Consider the following 15,107-nt stretch of genomic DNA (forward strand, 5'->3'; position numbering starts at 1 on the left):
TGGGCCACCGCGATGCGCAAGAAGGGCTGGGAAATCCCGGCCGAACTGGCACACATCGAAAGCTCCGGCAGCACCCGCCAGGAAGCCAGCTCACTGCTCGCGGTGCGCTCCTAAAGAAACATCTCTTTTCCTTGGCCGGGGGCCGGGGCCGGGTTCACCGGCGTCCGGCCCTTTGTCGTGGATCACGTAGAATTAAGGCACTATGGCGAAATCCCCTGATTCCAGCAATTCACCGGCAGCTGACGCTCCCAAGCGCGGCCTCTTCTCGCGCAAGCCCAAAGCGGCAAAGGTTAAGAAGCCCAGCCGGCTCAAGCAGATCGGCGAAGTCTTCAACATGACCCGCCGCCACGATCCCATGGTGCCGTGGCTCATGCTGCTGGCGTTCCTTGGCGTTGTGGCCGTCAGCCTCATCATCGGCCTGCTGCTGGAAAACTGGATCACCGCCCTCATCATCGGCATCCCGCTCGGCTTCCTCGCCGCCACCCTGATCCTGTCACGACGGGCAGAGCGTGCTGCGTTCGCTCAGATCGAGAACCAGCCGGGAGCATCGGGCGCCGCGCTGAGCACGCTCAAGCGGGGCTGGATCACGGAAGAGCAGCCGGTCGCCGTCAATCCGCGCACGCAGGATGCGGTCTTCCGCGCCATCGGCCGCCCCGGCGTCGTCCTCGTCTCGGAGGGACCGACGCACCGTGTCAGGCCCCTGGTCGAGGCCGAGCGGAAGAAGCTGGTCCGGATCCTGCCCAACGTCACGGTCCACATCATTGAGAGCGGCCGCGGAGAAGGCCAGGTCCCGATCAGCCAGGTTGCAAAGAAGATGAACAAGCTGAACAAGGAACTCACCAAGACCGAGGTCAGCGCGGTTTCCAAGCGCATCTCATCACTGGGCGGCCGGCTTCCCATCCCCAAGGGCATCGATCCCTACAAGGCCCGCCCCCAGCGCGGACGCTAAACACACTTGAACCGCCCCGGCGGCCGCCGCATCAGCGGCGGCTCCGGGGCGCTTTTGTCAGAATCGCCATGCCAGCCCGACACGAACTGAAGCCGGAGAGCCCTCATGAAATATCCGTCAACGCCTGCCGTCATCCGCGTCTTCCGGCTTCTGGCTGTAGCCGAAGCGTTCAGCTGGGCTGCCCTCCTGACCGGAATGTACTTCAAGTGGATCGCCCGGACCACCGAACTCGGCGTGGAGATCGCCGGCCCTGTGCACGGCGCACTGTTCATCGGGTACGGCATCGCCGCCCTGGTCCTGTGGCGGCTGCAGCGCTGGCCGTTCGTCGTGGCGGTGTTCGCCGGGCTGTCGGCAGTCTTCCCCTTTGCCACCGTGCTTTTTGAGCGCTGGGCGGACCGCCGCGGGCACCTTACAGCAGCCGATACGAGCGCTTCCGAAATTACGGCGGCCGGCCCGCACGGGGCGTCCCCCGCTCAGGAGCTGGCCGGGGAAGAGACTGCGGTCCGCTAGACGAGCTGCGTCAAAGCGCAGCTACATCCGTACGAGAACCGTGTTCATGGCTTTGTCATGCAGACCGCGGTGGTCGGGATCGAAAATGACCGCCGGCACCACTAGGCAGAGGAGCAGTGTGCGGACAAGCGCCGCGACGGGCCCGGCCGGCGCACCGCCCAGTCGTACCACGTGGATCCCCAGCGCCCTGTGCCCGATGCTGTAGCCCAGCGTGCCGATCAGCAGGATCTGCTCAGCGGCGAAGACAGCCAGCGTGGCCCAGGAGTTTCCGGCGAAGAAGAAGTTGCTGATCAGCAGCGCGATGGTCCAGTCGATGGTGATCGCCAGGATTCTGCGTCCGGCCCGGGCGATGGACCCGGGGCCCGATTCGGGAAGGCCAAGGCGCTCCCCCGGGTACTTCGAAATGCCGGAAGTGTCCGGCCCGCTGAGCCAGGAGCCGATGTCTTTGCGATCTACCACCGTTCCAGTTTAGCGAGCCGCCCGCCCCGCCACGGACGCTCACACTGTGGATGCGGATGGACCACAGTGTGGACTCCATATAGCGTTTACTTATCAGGCGGTTCTGTAACCTGCCGGAAACAATGCGGACACGGACGAGAAATCCCGTGTCCCTAGGGTGGTAACAGTTGCTAGCGAGCTGGGAGCGGGGACACTTTTGTGTTTTCGCCCCTTCGGATTGCGCTGGGCCACATGGCTTTCCAGCCAGTTATTACATATGCGTAAGGAGCATAGATGTTCAAGACTGCGGACGAAGTCCTCAAGTTCATCAAAGACGAAGATATTAAGTTCGTTGATATTCGCTTCACCGATCTTCCTGGCGTTCAGCAGCACTTCAACGTGCCCGCCAAGAGCGTGGACGCTGATTTCTTCGTCAACGGCCAGCTCTTCGACGGATCGTCCATCCGCGGCTTCCAGGGCATCGCAGAGTCCGACATGCAGCTCATTCCGGATGTCACCACCGCATTCCTGGACACGTTCCGCATGGAGAAGACCCTTGCGCTGAACTTCTCCATCGTGAACCCCCGCACCGGTGACCCCTACCACCGCGACCCCCGTGGTGTTGCCGAGAAGGCCGAAGCCTACCTCGCCTCCACCGGCATCGCCGACACCGCGTTCTTCGCCCCCGAGGCAGAGTTCTTCGTGTTCGACAACGTCCAGTACCAGTCCTCCCCGCAGGGCAGCTTCTACAAGATCGACTCCGAAGAAGCTCACTGGAACACCGGCCGCGAGGAAGAAGGCGGAAACCTCGGCTACAAGACCCCCGTCAAGGGCGGCTACTTCCCGGTTTCCCCCACGGACAAGCAGGCTGACCTGCGCGACGCCATGTGTGTTGCACTGGACGAGGCCGGCCTTGAGGTCGAGCGCAGCCACCACGAGGTCGGCTCCGCCGGCCAGGCTGAAATCAACTACAAGTTCACCACGCTGACCCACGCGGCTGATGACCTGCAGAAGTTCAAGTACGTCATCAAGAACACCGCCGATGCCTGGGGCAAGTCCGTCACGTTCATGCCGAAGCCGGTCTTCGGTGACAACGGCTCGGGCATGCACTGCCACCAGTCGCTCTGGAACGGCGGCGAGCCGCTGTTCTACGACGAAAAGGGCTACGCGGGCCTGTCCGACATGGCACGCTGGTACATCGGCGGCCTCCTGAAGCACTCCTCGGCTGTGCTGGCGTTCACCAACCCGACGGTCAACTCCTACCGCCGCCTGGTCAAGGGCTTCGAAGCTCCGGTCAACATGGTTTACTCGCAGGGCAACCGCTCCGCCGGTATCCGCATCCCGATCACGGGTTCCAACCCGAAGGCCAAGCGCATCGAGTTCCGCGCTCCGGACCCCTCGTCCAACCCGTACCTGGCCTTCGCTGCCCAGCTGATGGCCGGCATCGACGGCATCCGCAACCGCATCGAGCCCCCGGCACCGATCGACAAGGACCTCTACGAGCTCCCCGCCGAGGAAGCCAAGGACATCCCCAAGGCTCCGGGCACGCTTGAGGAAGCCCTGGAAGCCCTGGCCGAGGACAACGAGTTCCTGCAGGCCGGCGGCGTGTTCACCCAGGACCTGATCGACACCTGGATCGAGTACAAGTACGAGAACGAGATCCGCCCGCTGTCGCTGCGCCCGAACCCGTACGAGTTCGAGCTCTACTACGGCGTCTAGCTAGATCACGCGGCTAGAGCGGCATTAGTCCGCAGGTAGTCCGCAAGAATCTCGCTACAGCAAGGCCGGCCCCGGGTTTCACCACCTGGGGCCGGCCTTTTGCCGTCTGCGGACCCATCCGAGCTGCTCCTGCTTCCCGGCCATCGGCGCCGTGCGCCGGCTCCACGGAAACGGTAGACGGCTGATACGGCAGCCAGAGGAACGAATCGGCTGACACGCTCTCTAGTCCAGTTGAGTGACTAACCTACCCGCCGGTAGCGTTAGACACGGCAGCCTCCGCACATCCCCCATGTGCGGAGGTTGCTTTCGTCGAATGACCATTTACCCCGGAACTGGGGTGGCGTCCTCGCCCTGCCCGGATCCTGAAGGCTGTATCGAAACCCTCGAGAACTTGTCTGGCAGGTCAACGTCAATGGAAGCGAGGACGATCTTCGCTTGTTTGGCAACGTCAGCGCCATCCAAGTTGGCGTCGTGCAACTCGGACGCCTCGTTGCTCAAAGCGCTGCCCGTCGCATTATCCACGATCCTGCCGTCCGGCAGCTTATATTCAAAATCGTTGCGATAAGTCGGTTTCCATGTATCAAGGACCTCCGAAACGGCGCCGAAGGTGTATTCCCGGCCGTCCTTGTCGAATGCGTTGATCTGGTACATCTTCACGGGTTCAGTACCGGCCCGGTTGTCCACATCCGCAACGACGTATGACACGGGCTTGCCGCCCGTTTTCTTCCGGAACGCCTCAAGCGTTTCTAGCGCCGGGTCTGCTGCGGGTGCGGGGAGTTCGAAAGTGATCTTCGCTCCGGTCTGGGTGTTGAGCGTAAATTTCGCCGCTGGAAGAACAGTGGGTGCGGGTGTGGCCTCCGCCGATGCGGTCCCCGCATCCGCGGGCGTGCTGGTGGCCGGGGCCGTGGTGGGCGCCGTGCTGGGCGCCGCGCAGCCAGCGGCGAAGAGGAGTAGGACGAATGGTGCGAATAGTCGTTTCAAGATTCCCCCGACATTTGCTCGGTACCGTTGGGCACACTCTACGCACACCCGGCCTGGCATTAAAGAGCCACGAGCGGCGAAGTAGGGGCGCGCCCCATCCGACCCCCGGCGGAGGATCAGCCACAGGGGTGAGCCGGCCCACGGATCTCAAATTCCCCGGCAGGGCTCCTCCGCGTAAAGTCCCCACAGCGAGTCGGGTCCGGCACCGCCAAAGGCCTCCCTGTCCCCGGACAGGGCCCGGCACAGGACGAGCGAGTCCGCGAAACTTCGCCTGATATAAGCCTCCCAGTCAGCCCGTTCCGAGGTGAAGGCCTGCGTTCCCATCTGGTACTTCAAGTGGGCAAAGTGATCCAGTATCCGGTGGGCCGTGGCTTCAGACCTGGCGGCCAGTTGCTGCGCCTCCAGCCTGGCGGCAGGATCCTGGATAGCGGCGGGGTCAGGCAGTTCCTGCCGGCGCCAAAAGTACGGCTGAAGGTCCACATTTTCCACGAAGATCTTGTCAATCTCCTGCTGCTGGGCATACAAAGACGCTGCCGTACTGCTTTCCAGTGTGCTCCTGATGCCGAAGTACTGGTAAGCCGCGGCGATAAGGGTGGCGGCCACGCCTGCCCCGATGAGCAGCAGCTCGATTCTCCGGTGCTTCCTGGCGCGGCTGCCTTTCATCTGCGCCCGGGCATGGTCCGCGTCCTGCCCCGCCGTGCCCCGCGGGCCGTTTCCCCGTCCTTCCGGGGATGCCGCCGGGGCCCGTCTGCCTGGTACGCCTTCCGGTTCGCCCAATTTCCTTTTCCGCACTCCGTGGTGGTCACACTGCGGTCCTGCTGACGGCGCCGGGACAGAACGCCGAAAGCCGGCTCCAGGCGTGCTGAGACCGTGGAGCCAGCCTTTTCCGGCGAGTGTCCCCGAGACGAAGACTCTTTCAAGCCCTCCCCCAACAAGGTTTGAAGAACACTGCCAAGACACAGAGTAGGCACGCAACGCGTACCGTGCAATGGTTCGGATGCCCGGCCTGCACCCGTGGTGACGGCGGCAGCCGGCTCAGAACGCGGCGTACATGGTCCGCTGCGGCCCGGCGTCGCCTCCCAGATACCTGCCGGCATCCTCGAATCCCGCCTTGAGGTAGGCGGCTTGGCCTGCGCCGTTGCGTTCGTTGACGGAAAGTACGACGCCGGTCTGGCCGCTTCCCGTCCTCGCCGTCAGTCTCGCGGCGGTAACCACAGCCGCGGCAGCCGCGGCCTTCCCCAGGCCTGCGCCCTGCCGGCGCCGGTCAATCAGGAAACCCCGCAGCAGCCACACGGAATCGTCGTCCGGCCATCCGGCGAGCCTGGCGGCTCCCGACTGGAGCGTCAGCACGCCCACTGCCTCCCCGCCCGCTTCAATGACGTAGGGCCTGCGGGACTCTTCCTCAAGCCCCACCAGCATCATGCGCAGGGGATCACCCACGAAGTCGCCCTGGCCCGGCCCCACTTCCATCCGTGCCACTTCGCCGAGGTGGATGGACCGGGCATCGGCATCAAGGTCGCGGAGGGAAATCAGCCATACGGTGGAAAGCATGAGCTGAGCCTACCCGCGCGGCGCTGTCCCTATCCCCCTTGGCGGCGCCGTCCCTATCCCTCCGGCGGCGCCGGGGCATCCGCCGGAGGCCCGGCCGGGTCCATCCACATCACTTCCCACAGGTGGCCGTCCGGGTCCTGGAAACTGTGGCTGTACATGAAGCCGTAGTCCTGGACCGGCTGGGACTCCGTGCCGCCTGCGGCGATGGCCTTCCGGTACATGTCGTCCACGCCTTCGCGGCTGTCCACGGAGAAGGCCATGATCGCTTCCGTACTGCTGGTGGCGTCCGCGATGCTCTTGGACGTGAAGGTCTTGAAGAATCCCTCGACGAGGAGCATGACGTAGGCGTCGTCGTTGATGATCATGCAGGTGGCATTCTCATCGGTGAAATCCGGGTTGAACGAAAACCCCAGGGCCGTGAAGAACTGGACCGACCTGTCCAGGTCCTTGACGGGCAGGTTCAGGTAGATTTGGGTAGCCATGCGCCCCAACCTAGCACTTGGCCCACCACGTGTCAGCCCTTCCCGGCTGCCTGAATTCGTTCCTCCGTTGGCTAGTTACTGGCCGTAGAAGACCTTCTCAAAGACACCCCGTGCGCGCCGGCTGACGCGCAGGTAGTCTTCCTCGAAAGCCGTTGCCATCCCTTCCTCGTACCCGCACCACCGGGCAACCGCCTCCAGGTCGCGCCGGGAGGAGGGTAGCAGGTCCGACGCACGGCCCGTCCAGATCACATTCGCGGAACGGATCCGGCTGGCCAGCCGCCACGCGTCTGCGAGCAGCCCGGCGTCGGCTGCCTCGAGCAGCCCCAGGGAAGCCGCTGCCTCGATCGCCTTTAAAGTCGACGTCGTGCGCAGCCCGGGGTGCTGTCCGGCATGCTGGAGCTGCAGGAGCTGAACCAGCCATTCGACGTCGCTGAGCCCGCCGCGGCCGAGCTTGAGATGCCGGGCCGGATCCGCGCCGCGCGGCAGCCGCTCGGATTCGACCCGCGCCTTGATCCGCCGGATTTCGCGGACGTCAGCTTCGGCGAGCGATGCCGGGTACCGGATCGGGTCAATCAGCCGGCGGAAATCCGCGGCGAGCTGGTCGTCCCCGGCGATCGGCCGGGCACGAAGGAGGGCCTGCGCTTCCCACACCAGTGACCACCGCCGGTAGTATTCGGCGTAGGACTCGAGCGACCTCACCATCGCGCCGCTCTTGCCTTCGGGCCGCAGGTCGGCGTCTACGGCCAGAACCCGCTCTGCCATGATTGCCGGCTTTAGCGGCTGCGTCAGCAGGCTCGACAGATGCCCAACGATCTTCGCGGCCTGGTGCTGCGCTTCATCATCCGACGCGCCCGGCAGCGCGCGGTGGACGTACATGACATCGGCGTCAGAGCCGTAGCCGATCTCGCGGCCGCCCTGTCGCCCCATGGCCACGACAAGAACGGACGTCTTCAGCGGCCCGGAAGCGGCGACGATGTTCTCGGCCGCACGCAAGGCGCCGCAGATGGCCGCCCGGTCCGTCTCTGCGAGGGCTTCCCCCACCTGGTCCTGCGCGAGCAGGCCGGCCGAGTCGGCTATGGCGATGCGCAGGATTTCCCGACGGCGGATCAGCCGGATGAGCCTCATGGCGCTTTCCGGATCCGCGTGCCGGGACATTTTCGACGCAATTTCCTGCCATTGGGCCTCGAAGCTGAGCGGCGCCAGTTCCTTGTCAGTCCCCAGCCATGCCACGGATTCCGGCGAGACCTCAAGAAGGTCGGCAATGAGCCGTGAATTGGACAGCATGTGGCAGAGCCGCTCCGCCGCCGCCGCGGAATCCCGCAACATGCCCAGATACCAGTGCGTGGTCCCCAAGGCCTCACTGACCCGGCGGAAGGCGAGGAGGCCGGCGTCGGGATCCACACCCTCGGCGAGCCAGCCTAAGAGGATGGGCAGCAGCTGCCGTTGCAGGGCGGCGCGCCGGCTGACGCCCGCGGTGAGCGCCTCGATGTGCCGCATGGCGCCCTGCGGATCGCGGTAGCCCAGCGCTGCGAGCCTGCCCTGCGCAGCCTCAGGCGTCAGGCGGGCGTCCTCGCTGCTGAGCTTGGCGGCAGTGTTCAGGAGCGGGCGGTAGAAGATCCGGTCGTGCAGCTCCCGGACCGAGCGCTTCGTTTTCTGCCAGGCGGCCATGAGTGCGTCCGGGTGGGGACGGTCGCTGGAGAATGGCCCCAGGACTGCCTTGGCCAGCGCCCGGAGCGCGTCCTCCTTCACGGGCATGAGGTGGGTCCGGCGCAGCTGAAACAGCTGGATGCGGTGCTCGAGCAGCCTCAGGTAGCGGTAGGCGTGATCGAACTCGGCGGCGTCCGCGCGGCCGATGTAGCCGCCCGTGGAGAGGGCGGCGATCGCCGATGTGGTGTCGCGGCGCCGCAGTGATTCGTCGGACTTCCCGTGGACCAGCTGGAGGAGCTGCACAGTGAACTCGACGTCCCGGAGCCCGCCCCTGCCGAGCTTGATCTGGCGCTGTTCCTCCGCCGGCGGAATGTGTTCCGTGACGCGGCGGCGCATGGCCTGCACGGACTCGACGAACCCCTCCCGGCTCGCCGAAGTCCAGACCAGCGGCGAGACCGCGTCCTCATACCGCGTGCCAAGATCGGCGTCGCCGGCGATGGTCCGGGCCTTGAGCAGCGCCTGGAATTCCCAGCTCTCGGCCCAGCGCGCATAGTAGCTCTGGTGCGAGGCGAGTGTCCGGACGAGGGGCCCGGACTTTCCCTCGGGCCGGAGGTTGGCGTCCACTTCCCACAGGCCGGGTTCCCGCGCCGGAGACGAAATGGCGCGCGAGATGCCTGAGGCCAGCGCCGTGCCGATGGTGTTGGCCCGGGCGTCGTCCGGCTGCCCGGCTTCGACCACATAAATGACGTCGACGTCGGAGATGTAGTTCAGTTCGCGGGCACCGCATTTGCCCATGCCGATCACGGCCAGGGCCACGTCCGCGACCTCGGCGGGATCGAACTGTGCGGCGGCCTCAGCCCGGGATACGGCAAGGGCGGCTTCGATGGCTGCCCCGGCAAGGTCCGCGAGCTCGGCCCCGACGGCTGGCATGAAGTCGAGCGGATCGGCGGCGCACAGGTCCTTGACCGCCAGGTCCACCACGCCCCGGCGGTACGCGGTCCGCAGCGCCTCGTAGGCTTCGGGGCCGGAGATCCCCGCCACGGGCCGGGATGCTTTCGGGTCTGCGCGGACCGCCCTGAGCAGCTGGGCCCGCAGCTGGTCCGGCGCCGCCTGCAGCGGTTCCGGGCTGGCGGTCACGTCGAAGGCGTCCAGATGCTCCGGATGGCGGATGAGGAATTCGCCCAGCGCCTCGCTGGCACCGAGGACGCGGTACAGCGGCTCGCTGGTATCAATGTCTGCCGCTGCCAGCTTCCTCAGGTCCGGGTGCTTCTCGATAAGCCGGACCAGGGACTGCAGGGCGGCGTCCGGGTTCGCGGCCAGCTGGAGCCCGGCGAAGAGCACGTCCTGGTCAATGCCTTCCAGTTCGCGGGCAGCCAGGAACCGCTCACCCTTTTCCAGGTCGCTGAAGCCGGCCGAAATAAGACGGCGGGCGAGGCTCACGGCAGCCGCCTAAAGGATGGCGAGGTTGCGCTGCAGCTCATAGGGCGTCACCTGGAGGCGGTAGTCCTGCCACTCGGCCCGCTTGTTGCGCAGGAAGTGTTCGAAGACCTGCTCGCCCAGGATCTGCGGCATGAGTTCCGAATCCTCCATGGCGCGGATGGCGTCATGCAGGCTCGCGGGGAGCGGATCGTGGCCCATGGCCCGGCGCTCCGCCGAGCTCAGCGACCAGATGTCGTCCTCCGCCGCGGCGGGAAGCTGGTAGCCTTCCTCAATCCCCTTGAGCCCGGCACCCAGGAGCACCGCGTAGGCGAGGTAAGGGTTGGCTGCCGAGTCGATGCCGCGGTACTCGATGCGGGCGGACTGACCCTTGCCCGGCTTGTACAGCGGAACACGGACCAGGGCCGAGCGGTTGTTATGGCCCCAGCTCAGGTAGCTGGGCGCCTCTCCCCCGCCCCACAGGCGCTTGTACGAGTTCACGAACTGGTTGGTCACGGCGGTGAATTCCGGGGCGTGCTTCAGGATGCCGGCGATGAACTGACGGGCGGTTTCCGAGAGCTGGAACTCGGCACCGGCCTCGTAGAACGCGTTGGTGTCGCCCTCAAAGAGCGAGAAGTGCGTGTGCATGCCGGAGCCCGGGTGCGCCGTGAACGGCTTGGGCATGAAGGTGGCGTACGTGCCCTGCTGCAGCGCCACTTCCTTGATGACGGTCCGGAACGTCATGATGTTGTCCGCCGTCTGGAGGGCGTCCGCGTAGCGAAGGTCAATTTCGTTCTGTCCCGGCCCGGCCTCGTGGTGGCTGAACTCCACGGAGATGCCCACGGACTCGAGCATGGTCACCGCGGTGCGGCGGAAGTCCTGTGCCACGCCGCCGGGGACGTGGTCGAAGTAGCCGCCCTCATCCACCGGAATGGGTGAACCGTCCGGACCGGGCTCCTGGGACTTGAGGAGGTAGAACTCGATTTCCGGATGCGTGTAGCACGTGAAGCCCATGTCTGCGGCCTTGGCCAGGGTGCGCTTCAGGACGTTGCGCGGATCGGCGGCAGACGGCTCGCCGTCGGGCGTCAGGATGTCGCAGAACATGCGGGACGTCTGCTCTGTTTCGCCGCGCCACGGCAGGATCTGGAACGTGGACGGATCCGGCTGGGCCAGCATGTCCGATTCGAACACCCGGGCCAAGCCCTCGATGGCCGAGCCGTCGAAGCCCAGGCCCTCCTCAAAGGCCCCCTCGACTTCTGCCGGCGCCAGCGCCACAGACTTGAGTGAACCCACGACGTCGGTGAACCACAGGCGCACGAACCGTACGTCACGCTCTTCGATCGTGCGCAGGACAAACTCTTGCTGGCGGTCCATGAAGGCCTCTTCTCCGGGTCAACGTCCATGCCCCGGGTCCGTTGATGACGAAGCCGCGGCAGCTCTCGAATCACTTTACTAAGCATTTCGGCGCGGTGCTGGCGCAGCTGCGGCGCGTAACACAGCGTTAACACGATAGGTGTGCCCCAGCGGTGTCCGGCGGCCGTCCGCGGCGCACGCTCGTACGCCAGGTTGTGACGCGAATCACCGGGAGGCCCCCGCCGCCCGGTAGCTAGGACCCGGCGTCTCGCATTACGCTCTAGCCATGGCCTCAAGCAGCAGTTCCGACTCAAGCACGTCCGCGGAAGTACCGGCACCTTACGGCAACGGACCCGCGGGAGCTGCGGCGCCGGCGTCGGAAACCCCCAAAAAGGCCGTGTCCCGAATCCGCACGCACCACCTGCAGCAGGCCAAGACCAACGGTGAACGCTTCGCGATGCTGACCGCCTACGAGCAGTACTCGGCCGAGATCTTCGACCAGGCCGGCATCGAGGTCCTGCTGGTGGGCGATTCGGCGTCAAACAATGTGTTCGGCAACGAAACCAGCCTCCCCGTCACCGTCGATGAGCTTTTGCCGTTGTGCCGCGCCGTCTCGCGTTCGGCGAAGCGGGCGCTGGTGGTGGCGGACCTTCCTTTCGGCAGCTATGAGGTATCGCCGCAGCAGGGGGTTGCCACTGGCGTCCGTTTCCTCAAGGAGGGCCTGGCGCACGCCGTCAAGATCGAGGGCGGCAAGTTCTATGAGGAAACGGTCAAGGCCATGGTGCAGGCGGGCATTCCGGTCATGGCGCACATCGGCTTCACGCCGCAGAGCGAGCACTCCCTCGGCGGCTACCGCGTGCAGGGCCGCGGCGATGACGCCGCGCGGCTGATCGAGGATGCCGCCGCCCTCGCCGACGCCGGCGCGTTCTGCATCCTCATGGAAATGGTTCCCGCCGAGACCGCAGCGGCTGTGGACGCGGCAGTGCAGGTGCCCACGATCGGTATCGGGGCCGGCAACGTAACCACCGGCCAGGTTCTGGTATGGCAGGACATGGCGGGGCTCCGCGGCGGCAAGATGGCCAAGTTCGTCAAGCAGTACGCGGACCTGCGGACAACATTGAGCGATGCCGCCAAGGCCTACGGCGACGACGTCCGCTCGGGCCAGTTCCCGGGTCCGGAGCACTCCTTCTAGGACGCATCCGCTTCTAGCACGCATCATCGCGGGGGGGCAGTTGGTCAGTCCTCGTCGCCCTTTTCCCAGGCTTCGTTGCGTGCCTTGACCTTTTCGAGGGCGTGCTCCGCTTCCTGCCGGGTCTTGTAGGGGCCAATCAGCTGGCTCCAGTCCGACAACGCGTCTTCTTCGACCTCGTGGGTGTTCACGTTGTACCAGTACTCGGGCATCGACGTTCCTCGCTTCCGGTGGCCGCCGGGCCCCCGCCGACGTGATCCACGTAACGTAAACCGCAACCGGGGCCGGGATGCCGCATAAATTTACATGGCAATCTGCGCTGCCTTATATGATCAATCTATGCCTTCCTTAGCCTCGACCGCACCCACCGGCACGCTCACTCCGGGATCTGTCAGCCCGCAGCGGCCTGTACCCGCGTCAATCCCGCGGCCCGAGTACGTCGGCAAGCCCGGCCCGGCGAAATTTACCGGCTCCGAGGTGAAGTCGGCCGAGACCATCGAGAAAATCCGCATCGCTGCCCGGATAGCCGCGCAGGCGATCGTGGAAGTGGGAAAGCACATCGCGCCTGGCGTCACCACCGACGAACTGGACCGGATCGGCCACGAGTTCCTGCTGGACCACAACGCCTATCCCTCCACGCTCGGATACCGCGGCTTCCCGAAGTCCCTTTGCTCCTCGCTCAATGAAGTGATCTGCCATGGAATTCCGGACACCACGGTGGTCCAGGACGGCGACATCCTCAATATCGACATCACGGCGTTTATCGGCGGAGTGCACGGCGACACCAACCACACCTTCCTGGTGGGCGACGTGGACGAGGAATCGCGCCTGCTCGTCGAGCGGACCAAGGAATCCCTCAACCGGGCCATCAAGGCGGTGGCTCCCGGGCGGCAGATCAACGTGATCGGCCGCGCTATCGAGTCCTATGCCAAGCGCTTCGGCTACGGGGTGGTCCGCGATTTCACCGGGCACGGCGTCGGAGAGGCGTTCCACACCGGGCTCATCATTCCGCACTACGACGCCGCGCCGGCCTACAACACCGTGATCGAAACGGGCATGGTGTTCACCATTGAGCCCATGCTGACCCTCGGCACCGTCGAATGGGACATGTGGGCCGACGACTGGACAGTGGTCACCAAGGACCGCAAGCGCACCGCCCAATTCGAACATACGCTCCTGGTCACCGAATCGGGCGCCGAAATCCTCACGCTTCCCTGACGCCGGCCGGCCGCGCCGCGGCCCCATCCGGCAAGCCACCCCTGCCCTCCCGAGCCCCCTACCCTGCCACGAACGGAATCCCATTGGCCAAGAAGGACGAAAAGACCCGCAAGAACGCACCGCTGATTGGCATCGACATCGGCGGAACCGGAATCAAGGGCGGCATCGTCGACCTGAAGAAGGGCAAACTGATCGGCGACCGGTTCCGGCTGGCCACGCCCCAGCCGGCAACCCCGGCAGCGGTCGCGGAAGTTGTGGCGCAGGTGGTTGCAGAACTGTCGGCGCGCCCCGACGCCCCCGAAACTGACAGCCCGGTTGGCGTGACCTTTCCGGGCATTATCCAGCACGGCGTGGTCCACTCCGCCGCCAACGTGGACAAGAGCTGGATCGACACCGACATCGACGCGCTGCTGACGGCCCGGCTGGGCCGCCCCGTGGAGGTCATCAACGACGCCGACGCCGCAGGCCTCGCGGAAGCCCGCTACGGCGCAGGCGACGGAATCCGCGGCACGGTCCTCGTCATCACGCTTGGCACCGGCATTGGCTCGGCGTTCATCTTCAACGGCCAGCTGGTGCCCAACGCTGAACTCGGCCACCTCGAGATTGACGGCTTCGATGCCGAAAGCAAAGCCTCAGCCGTGGCGCGGGAACGGGACGGCCTTAGCTGGGAAGAGTACAGCGTGCTCCTCCAGCGTTACTTCTCCCACGTTGAGTTCCTCTTCTCCCCCGAGCTGTTCATCGTCGGCGGCGGCATCTCCAAGCGTGCAGACGAATACCTGCCGCACCTGAAGCTGCGCACCCCGATCGTTCCCGCCGAATTGAAGAACGAGGCCGGCATCGTCGGAGCTGCCATCGAAATCGCACTGCAGCACGACCTGGCGAAGTAGCTCCGGGGCACCGCCCGTAGCGGAGGCTCCCACAGCACCGGACCGGCCACAAAGAAAGGCGGCAGACACGTTGTCTGCCGCCTTCTCTTGTCCTAGTGGAGCCGGTGGCGGCTGCGGCTTCCCCTCCGCTGCCGCCACCGGAGCTTAGAGCGGGCTCTTTTCGGAGCTCTTGCCTTCGGAACGTTTCGCGTCCGCACCCTTGGCTTCCACTTCGGCCTCATGGCGAAGCAGTGCGATGGCGGACTCGAAGTCTTCCAGCGATTCGAAGGCCTGGTAGACGCTGGCGAAGCGAAGGTACGCCACCTTGTCCAGCTTCTGCAGTGGGCCGAGGATGATCAGGCCCACCTCGTGGGCATCGATCTCCGCCGCGCCCGAGGCCCGGATGTTTTCTTCGACTTCCTGCGCCAGCAGGGCGAGGTCGTCCTCGCTGACCGGCCGGCCCTGGCAGGCCTTGCGGACGCCGTTGATGACCTTGCTGCGGCTGAAGGGCTCGCCCACGCCGGACCGCTTGATCACCGAGAGGCTGGTGGTCTCGACCGTGGTGAAACGGCGCCCGCACTCGGGGCATTGCCGGCGGCGCCGGATGGCGGAGCCGTCATCGGCCATGCGGCTGTCCACCACGCGGGAATCGGGGTTGCGGCAAAACGGACAGTACACGCTGTTCCTTCCCCGGTGCGTCATGGCGCTCCGGCTTCAGATGGGCCGGAGCTTGTTCCGGATCCAGTTTACGGCTACATGTAGCTGAATAACAAGCCTGTAATTACTAC

General features: G+C 65.5%; 15 protein-coding genes and 1 pseudogene. 7 read left to right on the forward strand and 9 right to left on the reverse strand.

Features of this window, described 5'->3' with window-relative positions; all coding sequences use genetic code 11:
- From CXQ90_RS23050 to CXQ90_RS17575, 3 genes and pseudogenes are all read left to right on the forward strand, one after another.
- Nucleotides 1-114 (forward strand): annotated as a pseudogene (locus CXQ90_RS23050) (lipoyl synthase); the annotation flags it as partial.
- Nucleotides 115-202: 88 nt separating this feature from the next.
- Nucleotides 203-949: a DUF4191 domain-containing protein gene (locus CXQ90_RS17570; RefSeq protein ID WP_104140648.1), complete on the forward strand. Its 747-nt coding sequence runs from the start codon at nucleotides 203-205 to the stop codon at nucleotides 947-949.
- Nucleotides 950-1,054: 105 nt separating this feature from the next.
- Nucleotides 1,055-1,459 (forward strand): DUF3817 domain-containing protein, encoded by a 405-nt coding sequence (locus CXQ90_RS17575; protein ID WP_104140649.1) that lies wholly within the window; start codon nucleotides 1,055-1,057, stop codon nucleotides 1,457-1,459.
- Between the two features lie 21 nt (nucleotides 1,460-1,480).
- On the opposite strand, the gene CXQ90_RS17580 is transcribed toward CXQ90_RS17575, so the two are convergent.
- Nucleotides 1,481-1,918, reverse strand: coding sequence for an RDD family protein (locus CXQ90_RS17580; protein ID WP_104140650.1), 438 nt, complete (start codon nucleotides 1,916-1,918; stop codon nucleotides 1,481-1,483).
- Nucleotides 1,919-2,191: 273 nt separating this feature from the next.
- Between CXQ90_RS17580 and glnA (CXQ90_RS17585) the strand changes: the two genes are divergently transcribed.
- Nucleotides 2,192-3,616 carry a type I glutamate--ammonia ligase gene (glnA, locus tag CXQ90_RS17585; protein WP_104140651.1) on the forward strand — a complete coding sequence of 475 codons (1,425 nt, stop codon included), beginning with the start codon at nucleotides 2,192-2,194 and terminating at the stop codon, nucleotides 3,614-3,616.
- A gap of 321 nt (nucleotides 3,617-3,937) precedes the next feature.
- On the opposite strand, the gene CXQ90_RS17590 is transcribed toward glnA (CXQ90_RS17585), so the two are convergent.
- The 6 genes from CXQ90_RS17590 to glnA (CXQ90_RS17615) form a co-directional block, all read right to left on the reverse strand.
- Nucleotides 3,938-4,597 (reverse strand): hypothetical protein, encoded by a 660-nt coding sequence (locus tag CXQ90_RS17590; protein WP_104140652.1) that lies wholly within the window; start codon nucleotides 4,595-4,597, stop codon nucleotides 3,938-3,940.
- 147 nt (nucleotides 4,598-4,744) lie between these two features.
- Nucleotides 4,745-5,260 carry a hypothetical protein gene (locus CXQ90_RS17595; RefSeq protein ID WP_104140653.1) on the reverse strand — a complete coding sequence of 172 codons (516 nt, stop codon included), beginning with the start codon at nucleotides 5,258-5,260 and terminating at the stop codon, nucleotides 4,745-4,747.
- A 372-nt stretch (nucleotides 5,261-5,632) separates the two neighbouring features.
- Nucleotides 5,633-6,148: a GNAT family N-acetyltransferase gene (locus CXQ90_RS17600; protein WP_104140654.1), complete on the reverse strand. Its 516-nt coding sequence runs from the start codon at nucleotides 6,146-6,148 to the stop codon at nucleotides 5,633-5,635.
- 53 nt (nucleotides 6,149-6,201) lie between these two features.
- A complete protein-coding gene (locus CXQ90_RS17605; RefSeq protein WP_104140655.1) occupies nucleotides 6,202-6,630 on the reverse strand; it encodes a VOC family protein in 429 nt (142 codons plus the stop codon).
- Between the two features lie 75 nt (nucleotides 6,631-6,705).
- A complete protein-coding gene (locus CXQ90_RS17610; protein WP_104140656.1) occupies nucleotides 6,706-9,717 on the reverse strand; it encodes a bifunctional [glutamine synthetase] adenylyltransferase/[glutamine synthetase]-adenylyl-L-tyrosine phosphorylase in 3,012 nt (1,003 codons plus the stop codon).
- Nucleotides 9,718-9,726: 9 nt separating this feature from the next.
- Complete coding sequence (glnA, locus tag CXQ90_RS17615; RefSeq protein ID WP_078028948.1) at nucleotides 9,727-11,067, reverse strand: type I glutamate--ammonia ligase; 1,341 nt, start codon at nucleotides 11,065-11,067, stop codon at nucleotides 9,727-9,729.
- Nucleotides 11,068-11,332: 265 nt separating this feature from the next.
- Between glnA (CXQ90_RS17615) and panB the strand changes: the two genes are divergently transcribed.
- Nucleotides 11,333-12,238 carry a 3-methyl-2-oxobutanoate hydroxymethyltransferase gene (gene panB / locus CXQ90_RS17620; protein ID WP_104140657.1) on the forward strand — a complete coding sequence of 302 codons (906 nt, stop codon included), beginning with the start codon at nucleotides 11,333-11,335 and terminating at the stop codon, nucleotides 12,236-12,238.
- A gap of 44 nt (nucleotides 12,239-12,282) precedes the next feature.
- Here the strand turns inward: panB and CXQ90_RS22195 are convergent, their stop codons facing one another.
- Entirely contained in the window at nucleotides 12,283-12,447 is a 165-nt protein-coding gene (locus CXQ90_RS22195) for an SPOR domain-containing protein (protein ID WP_146068929.1), read from the reverse strand.
- 127 nt (nucleotides 12,448-12,574) lie between these two features.
- Here CXQ90_RS22195 and map point away from each other — a divergent pair, with 127 nt between their 5' ends.
- Together map and ppgK are read left to right on the forward strand one after the other, a co-directional pair.
- Nucleotides 12,575-13,453 (forward strand): type I methionyl aminopeptidase, encoded by an 879-nt coding sequence (gene map, locus CXQ90_RS17625; protein ID WP_104140658.1) that lies wholly within the window; start codon nucleotides 12,575-12,577, stop codon nucleotides 13,451-13,453.
- An 83-nt stretch (nucleotides 13,454-13,536) separates the two neighbouring features.
- A complete protein-coding gene (ppgK, locus tag CXQ90_RS17630) occupies nucleotides 13,537-14,340 on the forward strand; it encodes a polyphosphate--glucose phosphotransferase (RefSeq protein WP_104140659.1) in 804 nt (267 codons plus the stop codon).
- A 144-nt stretch (nucleotides 14,341-14,484) separates the two neighbouring features.
- On the opposite strand, the gene nrdR is transcribed toward ppgK, so the two are convergent.
- On the reverse strand, nucleotides 14,485-14,997 hold the full coding sequence (gene nrdR / locus CXQ90_RS17635; RefSeq protein ID WP_104140660.1) for a transcriptional regulator NrdR: 513 nt from the start codon (nucleotides 14,995-14,997) through the stop codon (nucleotides 14,485-14,487).
- Nucleotides 14,998-15,107: the final 110 nt, after the last annotated feature.

Source organism: Arthrobacter sp. ZGTC131 (genome assembly GCF_002929275.1).
Taxonomy (GTDB): Bacteria; Actinomycetota; Actinomycetes; order Actinomycetales; family Micrococcaceae; genus Arthrobacter.